This window comes from Streptomyces sp. NPDC052107, from assembly GCF_040680215.1.
Lineage (GTDB): Bacteria > Actinomycetota > Actinomycetes > Streptomycetales > Streptomycetaceae > Streptomyces.
In genome coordinates this window covers 13,680-27,076 of record NZ_JBFAWG010000031.1, presented here as the reverse complement: position 1 = coordinate 27,076, position 13,397 = coordinate 13,680, and the positions used below count along the sequence as shown (strand labels likewise).

11 protein-coding genes and 2 pseudogenes are annotated in these 13,397 nt (G+C 69.3%); 7 read left to right on the top strand and 6 right to left on the bottom strand.

Features of this window, described 5'->3' with window-relative positions:
* Positions 1-132 precede the first annotated feature (132 nt).
* Positions 133-3,354 carry a cytochrome P450 gene (locus AB0M27_RS27750; protein ID WP_365725204.1) on the bottom strand — a complete coding sequence of 1,074 codons (3,222 nt, stop codon included), beginning with the start codon at positions 3,352-3,354 and terminating at the stop codon, positions 133-135.
* Between the two features lie 245 nt (positions 3,355-3,599).
* On the opposite strand from AB0M27_RS27750, the gene AB0M27_RS27745 reads away from it, so the two are divergent.
* Positions 3,600-4,232, top strand: coding sequence for a helix-turn-helix domain-containing protein (locus AB0M27_RS27745; RefSeq protein WP_365725200.1), 633 nt, complete (start codon positions 3,600-3,602; stop codon positions 4,230-4,232).
* Positions 4,233-4,370: 138 nt separating this feature from the next.
* On the opposite strand, the pseudogene AB0M27_RS27740 reads toward AB0M27_RS27745, so the two are convergent.
* The 5 genes and pseudogenes from AB0M27_RS27740 to AB0M27_RS27720 form a co-directional block, all read right to left on the bottom strand.
* Positions 4,371-4,589: pseudogene (locus tag AB0M27_RS27740) on the bottom strand (transposase); the annotation flags it as partial.
* Positions 4,590-4,995: 406 nt separating this feature from the next.
* Entirely contained in the window at positions 4,996-5,226 is a 231-nt protein-coding gene (locus AB0M27_RS27735) for a hypothetical protein (RefSeq protein WP_365725198.1), read from the bottom strand.
* Between the two features lie 46 nt (positions 5,227-5,272).
* A complete protein-coding gene (locus AB0M27_RS27730; RefSeq protein WP_365725197.1) occupies positions 5,273-5,602 on the bottom strand; it encodes an NIPSNAP family protein in 330 nt (109 codons plus the stop codon).
* 41 nt (positions 5,603-5,643) lie between these two features.
* Positions 5,644-6,063 carry an SsgA family sporulation/cell division regulator gene (locus AB0M27_RS27725; protein ID WP_365725296.1) on the bottom strand — a complete coding sequence of 140 codons (420 nt, stop codon included), beginning with the start codon at positions 6,061-6,063 and terminating at the stop codon, positions 5,644-5,646.
* Between the two features lie 322 nt (positions 6,064-6,385).
* The gene (locus tag AB0M27_RS27720; protein ID WP_365725195.1) at positions 6,386-6,799 is read right to left on the bottom strand and encodes a hypothetical protein; all 414 of its coding nucleotides are present in this window, start codon (positions 6,797-6,799) and stop codon (positions 6,386-6,388) included.
* Positions 6,800-7,123: 324 nt separating this feature from the next.
* On the opposite strand from AB0M27_RS27720, the gene AB0M27_RS27715 reads away from it, so the two are divergent.
* The 6 genes and pseudogenes from AB0M27_RS27715 to AB0M27_RS27690 all read left to right on the top strand — a co-directional run bounded on the left by AB0M27_RS27715 (position 7,124) and on the right by AB0M27_RS27690 (position 13,233).
* The gene (locus tag AB0M27_RS27715) at positions 7,124-7,261 is read left to right on the top strand and encodes a hypothetical protein (RefSeq protein WP_365725305.1); all 138 of its coding nucleotides are present in this window, start codon (positions 7,124-7,126) and stop codon (positions 7,259-7,261) included.
* A gap of 16 nt (positions 7,262-7,277) precedes the next feature.
* Positions 7,278-8,429: pseudogene (locus AB0M27_RS27710) on the top strand (cytochrome P450).
* 261 nt (positions 8,430-8,690) lie between these two features.
* On the top strand, positions 8,691-11,168 hold the full coding sequence (locus AB0M27_RS27705) for a SpoIIE family protein phosphatase (RefSeq protein ID WP_365725193.1): 2,478 nt from the start codon (positions 8,691-8,693) through the stop codon (positions 11,166-11,168).
* A gap of 198 nt (positions 11,169-11,366) precedes the next feature.
* Positions 11,367-11,669: a hypothetical protein gene (locus AB0M27_RS27700; protein ID WP_365725190.1), complete on the top strand. Its 303-nt coding sequence runs from the start codon at positions 11,367-11,369 to the stop codon at positions 11,667-11,669.
* Positions 11,670-11,863: 194 nt separating this feature from the next.
* A complete protein-coding gene (locus AB0M27_RS27695; RefSeq protein ID WP_365725189.1) occupies positions 11,864-12,295 on the top strand; it encodes a DUF5994 family protein in 432 nt (143 codons plus the stop codon).
* 71 nt (positions 12,296-12,366) lie between these two features.
* Complete coding sequence (locus tag AB0M27_RS27690) at positions 12,367-13,233, top strand: DUF5994 family protein (protein ID WP_365725188.1); 867 nt, start codon at positions 12,367-12,369, stop codon at positions 13,231-13,233.
* The last annotated feature ends 164 nt before the right edge of the window (positions 13,234-13,397 follow it).

Below are 13,397 nucleotides of genomic sequence, written 5' to 3'. Positions count from 1 at the left end.
GGCGGTTCGGGCCGATGGGTGCCATGCGGTGTCCGAGGGGCTTGTGGTGGCCGGGAGGCGTACGGCCGGCAGCGGCGGATGCCGCACGCCTCCCGGCGGCTGGGGGGCACAGGCCTTGACGGCGTGCGACGGTCAGGCGAAGACGTCCTGCTGGTAGCGCTCGTCGGCTTCGAGCCGGGCGAGCCACTGCTGGGCGGTCTCGTCGTCGCAGCCGGTCCGCCGGCGGTAGATGGCGGCCAGTGCCTCGCGGACCGCGGGTGCCATGCGGCGGCCGTCACCGCAGACGTAGATGTACGCGCCGTCTTCGATGGCCTGCCACACCGTGTCGGCGGCGCCCGCGATGGCGTTCTGCACGAATCGGGCGGGGTGGCCGGTCACCGCCGAGAAGGCGGTGTGGACCTGCGCGATCCCGGCCTGCTCCCAGCCCTGCATCTCCTGCCGGTAGAAGTAGTCGTGCTCCGGGTGGCGGCAGCCGACGAAGACCTGCGACAGGCCGACCTGCGTGCCGTTCTCGTGCTGCCAGGCCCGCTCCTCAAGAAAGCCGCGCAGCGGCGCGATGCCGGTGCCCGGGCCGATCAGGATCAGCGGAGTGGCGGGGTCGGCCGGCGGGGCGAACGTCGGGGAGGGCACGCGGACATAGCCGTAGACGACGTCCCCGGGCTCGAGGCCCGCGATGTAGGAGGAGCAGGTGCCGCGGTACTGGCCGTCGCCGGACAGGGCCGGACCCTCCAGCAGGCCGACGGTGAGGCGCACATGGCGCGGGTTGGCCGACGGGGCGGAGGAGATGGAGTAGAAGCGCGGACGGATCGGCCCCATCATCTCCAGGAACACCGCCAGCGGCAGCTCGACCGCGGGGAAGCGCTCCAGCAGGCCCAGCACCGAGACCCGCCTGCCGAGGATCTCCTTCTGGTAGTGCTCCTCGGCCTCTTCCGTGTCGGCCGCGTACGCCTGGAGCTGCGGCCGCGTCCACGGGCACTGGGTGTACTCGGCCAGGGTCTGGATCTGGGAGCGGGTGGCCACGTCCTGCAGCTCCAGGAACTCGGTGAGCAGGATGCCGGCGGTGACGGGCACGCCGACCGGCAGGTGCGTGCGGCCGCCGCCGGGCTGGTCGAGCCGGAGTACTTGACCGTACTCGACACCGAGTCGCCTCAGTGCGCGCTCCACGAGGGCGGCTTCGTTCTTGGCGAAGACGGCCAGATGGTTGCCGGTGTCGTAGGTGACACCCTCGGGCAGCTCGACGGTGATGGACTTCGCGGACGGGCGCGGCGGCTCGATGCTGAAGTCCCACAGGCCGGTCGCGTCCTCCACGAGCTCCTCGTTGGCCACCACCGTGAGCGGGTATGCCTGCTCGGAGACGATGGCGGGGCGCACGTCGGACTCGGTGAGCAACTGGACCTGGTAACGCGGGCCGCTCGCCGCGGAGGTGTCGGCGGCGTACTCCTCGGCCAGGGTGGCCCACAGGGCATCCATCCAGCGACTCGCCATGCCGTCGAAGTCACCGGCGGCGTCCGCGATGCCGCGCTCGACGACGGGGGTGGCGCCGGCGGCCAGCAGACCTTCCTCGATCCGCTTGGGGAATGCCTGGAAGGTGGCCACCCACTGGGTGTTGCCGGCACCCAGCAGCGCGAACCGCACGTCGGACAGTGAACCCTCGGGCAGGCCGGCGGCGAGCAGGTCGTCGAAGCGCTGGGCGTTGTCGGGCGCCTTGCCGTTGTAGCTGGCGGCGACGACGACGAGCAGGCCCTCGGTGGGCAGGTTGTCGCCGAGGTCGTCCAGGCTCGTCAGCGTGGTGCCGAAGCCGGAGCGCTCACCGCGGTCGGCGAGGGTGCGCGCAAGGTCCTCGCAGGAACCGAGGCTGGAGCCGTAGGCGACGGTCAGGTTCACCCCGACACCGCTGACCGCTGTCTGCGCCTGGGTGTCGCCGGCCTGCAGGTCGGCGGCGCCGAAGACGGTCCGCTGGTGCTCCTGACGCCTGCGGACGACCAGCTGGAAGTCGCCGGGCTTGCGCGTCAGCGCCTCGCGGACGTCCATCTGGTAGTCGGTGGTGTCGGAGAACCGGAACTTCTGCAGTACCAGCGCCAGGGCCAGGCGGGCCTCGGTGAGCGCGAACTGCCGGCCGATGCAGGCACGTACACCGTTGCCGAACGGCTTGTAGGCGTGGGGGTGCTGCTCGGCGCGGTTCTCCGGCAGCCACCGGTCGATGTCGAACTCCTCCGGGCGGTCCCACGCCTTGGGGTGGGAGTGCAGTGCGCCCATGAGGATGTTGGCCCTGGTCCCCTTCTTCAGCTCGTACCGGTCACCGATGACGGTGCCGTCGATGGGCGCCTTGGCGATCATCGGGATGGGAGCCCACAGGCGCAGGGTCTCCTCCAGGATCCGCGGGATGACGTCCAGCTGCATGATCGTGTCGTAGTCCGGGACCGTGTCACCGGGCAGCAGGCGGTCCACCTCGGCGTACGCCTGCGCCAGAACGTGCGGGTTGCGCATCAGCGAGTACGTGGCGAACGACAGCAGGCCGCTGGTGGTCTCGTGACCGGCGATCAGGAAGGTCACCACCTGGTCGCGGACGTTGTCGTCCGCCAGCAGCTCGCCGGTCTCCGGGTCGGTGGCCTCCAGCATGAGGCCGAGCAGGTCCTCCTCGCCGCTGCCCTTCCCCTCACGGCGCTCCTTGATCACGCTCTCGACCAGGTCGCGCATCAGCTGGATGTTCTCGCGGTACTTCCGGTCGTCCGCCTTACGGAGCTTGGTCATCATCGGCAGCTCCTGGGAGCGCCGCATCGACTCGATCAGCGCCTCCAGCAGCGCGTTGAGGAAGGGGTGCAGCTCCTCCTTGTCGAAAGACTGGAAGCGGTAGCCGAACCCGGACAGGGCGATGGTGTCGAGGGTGAGCCGGGTGTAGTCGTCGGTGATGGCGACCGGCTGACCCTCCCGGCTCTCCCATTTGCCGACCAGGTTCTGGGCGATCTCCAGCATCTGTCCGTAGTAGGTCTTCATGGCTCGCTGACTAAAGGCCGGCAGGAGGATCCGGTGGGCCATGGCCCATTCCTCTTCGTGCTGGTGGGCCGTGAACAGCCCCGCCCCGGTGTAGTCCCGCACATGGGTCAGCGGCGTCTTCTCGATCTGCTTGAAGAACCGCGTCTCGTCGCAGACCTCGGCCACCAGGTCCGGGTCAAAGACGAAGACCTGCTCGATGCCGGCGATGTCCATGCCGTAGATCCCCTCGGGGAACTGCTTGGACAGCTCGTTGAAGTACTCCACCGGGTTGGTGTCAGGGATCTGCGGCGTGTGGCCGAGGAGGGGGATCCCGCGCGGGGACCGGATGGGGCGAAGGTCGTTCGCGGAGTTCGTGGTCATGGCTTGCTCCTGTGTGGGAGGGAGACGGGCAAGGGCGCGGTGCGCTGGTCGATGCCGTGGCGCCTCACGGAAACATACGCCGTATGGAATTGGTACCGTACGCCGTATGGAAACTCGACGCAACCCCCGGCGGTGCGGCCGGCCGCTGTGATCAAGGTCATTTCCATACGATGTACGAAACTGATACCGTGCGAGGTATGGAAAAGAAGGCGAGGCGTCCCCCGCGGGGAACGAGGAAGAGAGACGTGCCTCTGACCGAGGCCGGGATCTATGCCGCCGCCCTGCGGCTCATCGACGAGGACGGGGTCGAGGCGCTCACCATGCGCAAACTCGCCACCGAGCTCGATGCCAACCCGATGTCGCTGTACCACCACGTGCCGAACAAGGAAGCGGTGCTGCGCGGCGTGACGAGAATGGTCGGCGCCCAGTTCCGCACCGTGACGCTGGAGGACGCTCCCTGGCAGGAGCGCATCCGCCTGCTCGCCACGGACTTCCGTACGCTGGCGCATCGTCACCCCGAGCTGATGGCCTACTCGTTCAGCCACCAGCCGGATTTCATCCAGCCCGACGATCCGTTCTGGACCGCGCTCACCGCGATCGTGGCCGCCGCGGGAGTGCCGGAGTCGAAGGTCTCGGAGGCCGCTGCTCTGGTGCTCGCCGTCGTCGTCGGTGTCCTCACCGCCGAACTCAACGGCTCGCTTCACCAGTGGGCGAGCCTCAAGCCCCCCGGTCTCGCTGCCGGCGAAGACGAGTCCACCGACGCAGACCCGTCAGGGCCTGTCCAGGACCGCAGATTCCGCCTGGTGATGGACACGCTCATCGCGGGCCTGGAAAGCCGGCTTGCCGCCGAACGTGACAGCCAGGGCGCCGGCCGTTGAGTCCATGCTTCTGAGGCGTGGCTGCCTGGGAGCCGCCACTGACAGGGCCGCAGTCCGGATATCCGGGCGGCCCTCGTCGGGAGGGGGCGAGCGGGCCCTGGCCGGGCGGGCATCCCGAGGATCTTCTGGTGCAGCCGTCTGGTGCAGCCGTCCCCAGACGCCGGCCCGGGGCCAGATCAGGAACCGGCGGCGCACTGTTGACTTCGGCACCCCGAGGCATGGCGGCAGGGGCCGCCAGGCGCAGCCGGTGACCGGCACGTAGCTGATCGCCGCGAAGACTGCCTCATCAACGATGTTCGCGACCCCGCCGCACTGCGAACGCACCCGTGTCGGTGGCGGCCTCGCGGTCTCCCGCAGACCCTACGAACGATCCGTCCCCACCGTCCACTCCCCATAGCCGGCACTACCGCCAACTGGCCATGCGGGGCACGGCCTTGAGGGGGTGTGGGGAATTCGAGTATGTGAGGGGCCGCCGACCGCGAGGTCGGCGCCCCCCTGGGAATCAGTGCAGTGCGTCGTGGTCAGTCGTGCAGTGATGAGGGGGCGTCCGTGAGCGTGGCGTCGAGGGCGGCCGGGCCGAACCCGGCCTCGGTCAGGACGTCGGCGGCCACTCCGCGGCCGAGCTGGGCAAGACCGATCAGCAGGTCGTCGCAGTCGATGCGGTCGGAGCCGTTGTGTTCGGACCGCCTCTCGGCGATGGCGATGGCTTTGCGGGAGTAGGGCGTCCAGGCGATGCGCTCGGTTGCCTGGGAGGCACCCGTGCTCAGTCGGGTGCCGACGGACCGGTGGACCTCACGAGGAGCCGTGCGTCCGGCAGGTGCTCGACGTATGCCTCGACCAAGTCGTCAGCCAGCGCGTGCAGTTGGCCGGCAAGTTCGGCGGCGACGGTCAACAGGGCGAGCCAGTCGAACTGTTCTTGCCTTGCGGGGAGGTGCGCGGTGTCGCATCTCCGGTCGACTTCCGCGATGAGATCGTCCAGGTCCGGAAGAGCCATGGGGACGTTCACCCTTCTGGCTGCGTCAGCTGACGAAGGTCAACCGTCATCGCAGGGGCGAGTCGGCGGTGGGCGTCAGCACGGACTCGGCGATGCCGACGATCTGGGTGATGTCGAAGCCTTCCATGTCCGCGCGGAATTCAGGACTCGACAAATACGCCTCCAGCCGCTCCTGCATGTCGTCGGCGTCCCTGTAGGAAACGAGGGCGTACAGCTGGGGAGCCTCGCTTGCGGGCGCTGCGGGCGCCGTCCAGACGCCGTGTGTGGTGATCCGGTGCTTTGCCATACCGGGAATGTGCTTGGCCCAGATGTTCTCGTAGGCGTCGAGCGACTCAGGGCTGCGCAAGGTGTAGACGCGAAGCTGGTACTGGGACATGAACTTTCGTTCCTTTTCTTCTGGGCGTGGATGGGTGGCGGTCAGTCTTGCGAGAGGAGTGACGCCAGTTCGGTGTCCCAGTCGATACGTCCGGACTCGGTACCCCGTGGCACCAGCGTCTCCGTGTTTTCCAGGAAGGACTTGATGACCTGCACGGGAACCTCGAGCAAGGCGGTGCCTGCGGAAGATCCGAGGGTGATGTACATCGCCTCGTCACCAGGACCAACGGCCGGACAGACCCGGACATCTCCATCGCCTGCGGAAGCCTTCAGGCCCTCACTCAGAAGGTCGCGACCCAGGACCCATTCGACCGGCTCATCACCGTGGACGAAGAAGACGGCACGGACGACATAGGGGTCGGCGGGTTCGTAGCACAGGCGCATGCACATGGGCAGGGAGTAGTCGCGTGAGACGACAAGCTGCGCGGCCACATCCCGCACGACGGTCTTCAAGGACTTCATCGACATTCACTCCAAGGCGCCTCTCCCTCGGCCGCACCCCGCCGCCCGGCTGGCGACGAAGCGGCGGTGGAGGGAGGGGTGTTGCAGCGGAGCCCGGGCGCCGGACCGCACACTTCGTGTGCCATCGCGACAGCTGGGCGACGTGAGCCCGCGACACCTGATGGGTATCCGCAGGCAGTGGTGAGGAGGCAGGGCTCTCAGTCGGGCGGCCTGGACGGCGCTCAGGGACCGCTGATCCCTGACCAGCGAGTGCGTCCCTGCCGCCGACGGACTTCAAGGCGGGGGAAACGGCCTGGGCCCCTGGCCTCAAGCGGATCCTGCCTCACCAGTCACCGTGGTTCCGGTTGTGGTGTTCCCCGTTCCAGCCGATGTGCTCTGAGCGGTTCCAGTCGTGGCGGTACGACCGGCCGGACTTCCAGCCATGTCCGTCGCCCGGCCAGCGGTAGAAGTGACCACCGCGGTAGAAGAGACCATCGCAGTCGTGCCGGGTCGAATCGGTGCCGTGGTGGTCCTGGTGCCAGCCGCGGATCACGTCGCAGGAGTAGCCCTGTTCGAGCAGGTAACCGACTCCGCGGTCCCACTGGTAGTCGGCGGCCTTGACGCTGACGGGCGGCCGGTGGGCGTGTGCGGGCGCAGAAGTCGCGGCCGAAGCGGTGCCCCCGGCACCCAGAACGGCGACACCCGCGACCGCCACAGAGGAAGCAGTGACAGCGATGCGCTTCGTGAGCTTCTTCATGATCTTTCCTTCCTGGTTGGCGTGAGGTGCGCCGACCGGTTGTACAGGCAGGCGATGTGACGCCTGGCGCGGTCCGAGTCAGATTTTCCATACGGTGTATGGAACCTTCTCTCCATTAATACCATACGTTGTATGGAATGGTCGAAGTGGCGTGGGTCACGGAGATGGCCGGAGCTGACCAGGGCGACAACGGAGGCTTTTCTCAAGAGAGTTGCAATGCCCGCCTCATCGGCGCTCGGGAGTATGCGTCCCGCAGCCGCGACGTGCGGGCCTGCGATTCCCGGCCCCTGCTGAAAGCGAGGGGTGAGACAGCGGAGGAAAGTGGTGGACCTGCGCACCGGGGTGACGGGCACGGGCCTGCGCGGGAACGGCAGCTTCACCAGCGCGGAGCTGTCCGACGGCAGCCGCGTGGACGCGGACGTGTGCGTCGTCGCGCTGGGTGCGATCCGCAACGTCGAATAGCTGGCGGACTCCGGCCTTGCAGCAGGCCCGCGCGGGATCGCCTGCCAGCCCTTACTCGCTGTACGCGGAACTCCGCGGCTGGTCCCGTGGTACAGCAGACAGACGGCAGTTACCTGATCGGCACCTACCACGAGATCGCCGCTCTGCTCCACGACCCGCGGATGAGTACCGACCCCCGCGCCCGGGGGAAGTGACCCACAAGCCTCCGTTCCTCCGGCTCGACGACCCCGAACACCACAGGCTGCGCACCCTGGCCATGTGGCCCTTCGGACCGCCGCACAGCCCCGACCGGGTCGACTCCATGCGCGGCGAGATCGAACGGATCACCAGCGAACTGATGGCGTCCTTCGAGGCCGGCCGGCAGATCGACATCGTCGACGACTTCGCCTACCCGCTGCCCGTCACGGTGATCTGCCGGCTGCTCGGCGTACCGCGCGAGGACGAGCCGCTGTTCCGGGCGTGGTCCGACGCGCTGGTCGCGGCCGCCGACGTCAGGCCCGGCGACGACTCCACCGAGACGGACAAAGCCGGCGATCAGGCACGGATGGAGATGGGTGGGTACCTGGTGCACCTCGCCGAGCGGCGTCGCGGTGATCCGGGCGACGGCATGCTCTCCGCCTTCGTCACGAACCGGACCCGGCCCTGCGACTCACCCAGGAGGAACTCGCGGAAACCGCCGCGCTGTTGCTCATCGCCGGGCACGAGACGACGGTCAACCTGATCACCAACGGGGCGCTCACCCTCCTGCGTCGGCCCGAGCAGCTGGACCTCCTGCGCCGCGAACCGGACCTGCTGCCGCGAGCGGTGGAGGAGCTGCTGCGCTACGAGCCCCCGGTCCACATGCGCGAGCGCGTCCCGCGCGCCGGCATGGACGTCGCCGGCACCAAGATCCCGCAGCACGCGTCCGTCATTCTGGTGCTGGCCTCGGGCAACCGCGATCCCATGCGGTTCCTCGAGCCCGACCGGTTCGACCCCGGACAACCAGCACCTCGGCTTCGGCAGTGGTATCCATGTGTGCTACTGCAGCCCCCTTGCCCGCGTCGAGGCGTACGCCGCGCTCGGCGCGCTGCTTCCCCGCCTCGGCAGCGCCCGCCTGGTCGAAGACCCGCCCCCGTACCGGCAGAACGCCATGCTCCGCGAACCCCGCCACCTGCCCATCCAACTGTGAAGCCGCGTAGCCACGGCGCCCTCGCCCCCGCTGCGGCAGGACGAGGGCGCCGAACGATGAGCTGCACAGCGCGTGTCTGATTCCGATCAAGCAGGAGGGTCTTGACGTCTGAGGCATTACATCTGACTATTTCATCAGAAATGGACATAAGCTCCACTCTGATTCAAACCGCACCGTGTGCCGCTCACCGGGACAACGCCGTTCACCACGGCTGCACACAGGGCCGCCGGACCAAGCGCTGGCGCTCTTACTTCCGCACCGATGGGACGGACCGCTATGACCAACACCGACCACTTCCTCCTCGCCGAGCCGGTGGGCCCCCGTGATATGCCCGATGCCGCAATAGCGATGATCGATGCCGAGGGCATCGTGGTGGGGTGGACGCACGCCGCTCAGCAGCTCGTCGGCTATTCGGCCGGTGAGGTGGTGGGCCGGTCCGCCGTACACGTGCTGCCGCCTCCCCAGGACGCCCGGAGGGCTTCGGCGTTCTCCGAGCAGTGCCGTGCGCAGGGTGGCTGGTCCGGCACCGCGGCGATACGCCACCGCGACGGTCACACGCTCAGGATGACGCTGCGGGTCTCGCTGCTGCGGGGGCAGGACGCCGACACCCGCTGGCTGGTGTCAGTGACGGACATAGGCTCCCTGTCACCGGGGGCGACCGGAGGACCGGTGCGGGAATCGCTCCTTGCCCGCGCCCCGATCGGCATCGTCGTATATGACTCCCAGCTGCGCTGTGTCTGGGTGAACGACGCCATGGAGCGGTACGACGGCCTTCCTCGTCACCGACGCTTCGGGCGCGGTCTGAAGGACTCCCTACCCGCCGTCGAGGCCGAAGCGCTCAAGGTGGTGATGCGGCAGGTGCTGGAGAGCGGCACGACGACGGTGCACGAGTACCGTGCGTGGCCGCCTGCGGACCGGCGCCGTGAGCACGCGTTCTCGGCCTCGTTCTTCTGCCTGCAGGGCGCGGCCGGCACGCCGCTGGGCGTGTGCTCCATGACCGTGGACGTCACCGGGAACCGGCGGGCGCGTGAGCGCCTCGCCATCCTCAGCGAGGCCGGCACGCACATCGGGAGCACCCTCGACGTGATGCAGACCGCGCAGGAACTGGCAGAGCTCACCGTGCCCCTGCTGGCCGACCACGCCCTTGTCGATCTCGTGGAGACCGTACCGTTCGGCGTCGAGCCGTCGGCACGGACCGGCACAACGAGTGGCCGCTCGCGGCCGATGCGCCGTGCCGGTCTGGCCTCCATCGACCTTGGCGTCGTCGAGTTGCCGTGGGTGCGTGAAGAAGTGGTCCACCCCCACCCGGCCTCGCCGTTCTCCGCCGCCATGCGCACGGGTCGGTCGTACCTGGAGCCGGTGCTGGACGCCCATGCCGGCCCCTGGGTCGACCGCGACCCGGTGCGGGCGCAGAAGGTACGCGACAGCGGCGTCCACTCCTTGATGGTCATACCCATTCGCGCGCGGCGCTGCGTGCTGGGACTGGCGCTGTTCGGCCGCTCCGTGGAACAGACGCCGTTCCAGGAGGACGACCTGCTCCTCGCCGAGGAGCTGGTCACCCGGGCCGCGCTCAGCCTGGACAACGCGCTCCAGTACGCGCGTGAGCGCACCGCCGCCCTGACCCTGCAACGCGACCTGCTTCCCCATCGTGTGGGGGGCGGTGCCGCCGTCGAGGTCGCCTCGCGCTATGTGCCGGCCGACCTGGACCACGGTGTGGGGGGTGACTGGTTCGACGTGATCGAGTTGTCCGGCGCCCGGGTGGCCCTGGTCGTCGGCGATGTGGTGGGACACGGCATCAATGCCGCGGCGACCATGGGCAGGCTGCGCACCGCCGTGCGCACGCTCGCGGACCTCGACCTGCCCCCGGACGAACTGCTGGCGCACCTCGACGACACGGTCCGTCGACTGAACGACGAGGACGCCGACGACTCCGACCAGGTCCCCCCGGTGGTCGGTGCCACCTGTCTGTACGCCGTCTACGACCCGGTCACCCGGCGGTGCACGATGGCGCGGGCCGGGCATCCCCCGCCCCTGGTCGTCGACGCACAGGGCGGGGTCACCGTCCCCGACCTGCCCGCCGGAGCCCCGCTCGGCCTCGGTCTCGGCCTGGTGCCTTTCGAGTCCGTGGAACTGGAACTGCCCGAAGGAAGTGTGCTCGCCTTCTACTCCGACGGGCTGGTCGAGTCCCGCGACGAGGACATCGACGTCGGCCTGCAGCGTCTGGGTGCCGCCCTGGCACAGCCCGAAGTCTCCCTGGAGGACTTGTGCTCGCGGGCGATGGAGACCTTGTCGGCTCAGACGCCGGCCGACGATGTCACCTTGCTTCTTGCGCGGACCCGTGCACTGCAACCCGCCCAGGTCGCCTCCTGGGACCTACCGAACGAACTCGTCACCGTCCCGATGGCCCGGCATCTGGCCGCCCGCCAACTCCGTGAATGGGGTCTGGAGCCGCTGGTGACGGCCGTGGAGTCGGTCGTCAGTGAACTGGTCTCCAACGCGATCTGCCACGGCAACGGCCCGATCCGCCTACGGCTCATCCAGCACCAGGTGCTCACCTGCGAAGTCTCCGACACCAACACCGGTCAGCCACGCCCCCGCCGTCCCGGCACTCTCGACGAGCACGGCCGCGGCCTTTACCTCGTCGCTCGGCTGTCGCGCAGATGGGGTTCCCGCTCCGCAGCAGACGGCAAGGTCGTCTGGGCCGAACAAGACCTGCCGTCCACAGCCGGCGCCCTCTGACGCGCCGACGGCCGACAGCGGCCACAGGCCCCCTCTCCCGTAGCCCCGCAGCGTAACCCGCACGGTCCGGCGCGCGACCAGTAGATCGACAGAGCAAGCGCACGCTCACGCCGACGAGGTATGACCCGGATCCACGAGGCCACGAGGATCCGCCGGCGTGTCCGTCCCCCGCGGCCGTCACCCCGGGGAACGACAGCCATGACAAGACTCCGCGAACGCAAGAACAACTGGGAGGCGGTCCTGCGATCCCTGTACGGGGCCGTCGAACGCAATCGCCTCGAGGTGAGCGGATCGGTACTCCGCGCCGAGCTGGGCCTGCCCGACGAGGACCTCTCCGCCGCCTTCGCCTATCTGGCTGACGAGGGCCTGATCATCGTGGACTGGACCTCGCACCGGACCCCCGCTTCCGTCTCGCTGACACATGAGGGCATCTGCCTGATGGAGGGGCTGGAGGAGGAACAAGAGGAGATGGCGGAGAAGGAGGCGGAGCCGGGCGACTGACCCGTCCGCTTCTCCTCGGCCCAGGAGTAGCCTGACCGTACCGAGAGCTTTTCGCGCAGCGCTTCCGGCGGTGCCGTTCCCGGCGAGGGACGAAACGGGCAGTCGTCCTACGGCTCCCGGGACGGGACCGCACGATGGAACCCACCAGAACGCCGGCCGAAGGCGCGTCCGGTGCCGACGCGCACACGTACCGCATGCCCCTACCCCGCCTGACCCTCACCCCGGACGTCAGCCACGGCCCGCTGGACGGGGCCTGGTGGCCGCGCTGCGACGCGCCGGAGCTCGAACTTCCCTCGCTCGTCGACTTGTTGGAGCCGGAGCCGGGAGCCGCGATACGGGTCACCGTGGACCCCGCCGAATGGCCTGACTACCCGCACACGGTCATGGCGCCCGGCCGGGTGATCGCCGTGGAGCCGGCCGGACCCGGGAGCGACGCGCCCGTGATCACCCTGGACTGCGGCACCGTGGGACGCTGGGTGCTCCTGGTCGTCCCGCCCGAGGAGCCCGCCGGAACCGCCGCTCGGCTGCTGGCCGCCGCCGACCCCGAGAACCCGCTGACCGCCGCGCGCATGCTGAGGCTCGCCGAAGAGGGTCGCCCGGTGGGCGCGGCCGGGGAGGCGGAATGAGGCACGGGGCCCCCTGGGAGCCCACTGCAGGGACGACCGGCCGGCCTCGACCACCATCCTCGCGCGAGCCGTTGCCCACTCAGGATGAAGCATCTGCGCTCTTCGAGGAGTGCCGCATCGTCCGCGCGCACGGCGAACTGGACACGCGGACCGTGGCCCCACTGGTCCGCGCCCTGGCCGAGGCCCGCGCGGCCCGGCCCGGACGCCTCCTCCTGATCGTGGACCTGAGCGAGGTGACCTTCAGCGACTCCAGCATCCTGCCGCCCCTGTGCGAGGCGTGGTCCGACTGCTGCGCCCGGGGTGGCTGGATGCGCATTGTGTACGACAACCACACGACCGATCTGGTCGTCCGCCACACCGGCCTGCTCGACCGCTTCCCCGCCTACGCGAACGCACAGGACGCCTGGGAGGGGCGAACGGCCGACGACACCCCACCTCACCGCGAGCTTGCTCCAGGCCGCCGGGGCGCACCGCCCGGCCGAGGACGACGTGCCGCGCCGAACCACCCGACAGGACACCTCATGAGCAACCAGCTACGGCGCCCGCCACCGGCCCCGCCCCTCCTCCGCCTGTACGTCGCGCCCGAGAGCACCGTGCCACGCCGTATCGACGGGGCCTGGTGGCCGCGAACCTTCGACCTCATGGTGGAACTCCCGTCACTTCTCTCCGGTCTGCCCAGCGGCTGGGGCCAGATCGTCAGTGTCCTGGTGAACGGCACAGGGTGGGCCGGGGCCCCGGGCCGCATGCTTGTCTGCAACCAGGTCGTCCGGCTGCGCAGGACCACCACTGCCCGCACTCCGAGCACCATCGTTCTGATGGCTCCCGCCCATGGGCGCCGGGATCTGCTGGTCGTGCCACCGGAGGCCACCGAGCAGTCCGCAGATTCGCTCATGTCCGCAGTGGGACTGACGCCGGAGCAGGGTCACTTTGCAAGCTGAGTGCGTGGGTCCGGCCCGTCCGGCGGCACAGGCAGGCACACCCGACGAGGATGTGCTCGGTTGGTGGCGGACCGGACGCGCGAACCGCGTCCCGAAGGGGCAGGCGGTTCGGCAGTGAACCGCAAGCCGCACGAGGCAGGTTCGGCCCGGCCCGCTCCGCTCGG

Coding starts and splice junctions, on each gene's coding strand:
- AB0M27_RS27695 (WP_365725189.1), top strand. CDS start 11,864: ATGCCCCTACCCCGCCTGACCCTCACCCCGGACGTCAGCCACGGCCCG.
- AB0M27_RS27705 (WP_365725193.1), top strand. CDS start 8,691: ATGGGACGGACCGCTATGACCAACACCGACCACTTCCTCCTCGCCGAG.
- AB0M27_RS27700 (WP_365725190.1), top strand. CDS start 11,367: ATGACAAGACTCCGCGAACGCAAGAACAACTGGGAGGCGGTCCTGCGA.
- AB0M27_RS27750 (WP_365725204.1), bottom strand. CDS start 3,354: ATGACCACGAACTCCGCGAACGACCTTCGCCCCATCCGGTCCCCGCGC.
- AB0M27_RS27735 (WP_365725198.1), bottom strand. CDS start 5,226: ATGGCTCTTCCGGACCTGGACGATCTCATCGCGGAAGTCGACCGGAGA.
- AB0M27_RS27725 (WP_365725296.1), bottom strand. CDS start 6,063: ATGAAGTCCTTGAAGACCGTCGTGCGGGATGTGGCCGCGCAGCTTGTC.
- AB0M27_RS27720 (WP_365725195.1), bottom strand. CDS start 6,799: ATGAAGAAGCTCACGAAGCGCATCGCTGTCACTGCTTCCTCTGTGGCG.
- AB0M27_RS27730 (WP_365725197.1), bottom strand. CDS start 5,602: ATGTCCCAGTACCAGCTTCGCGTCTACACCTTGCGCAGCCCTGAGTCG.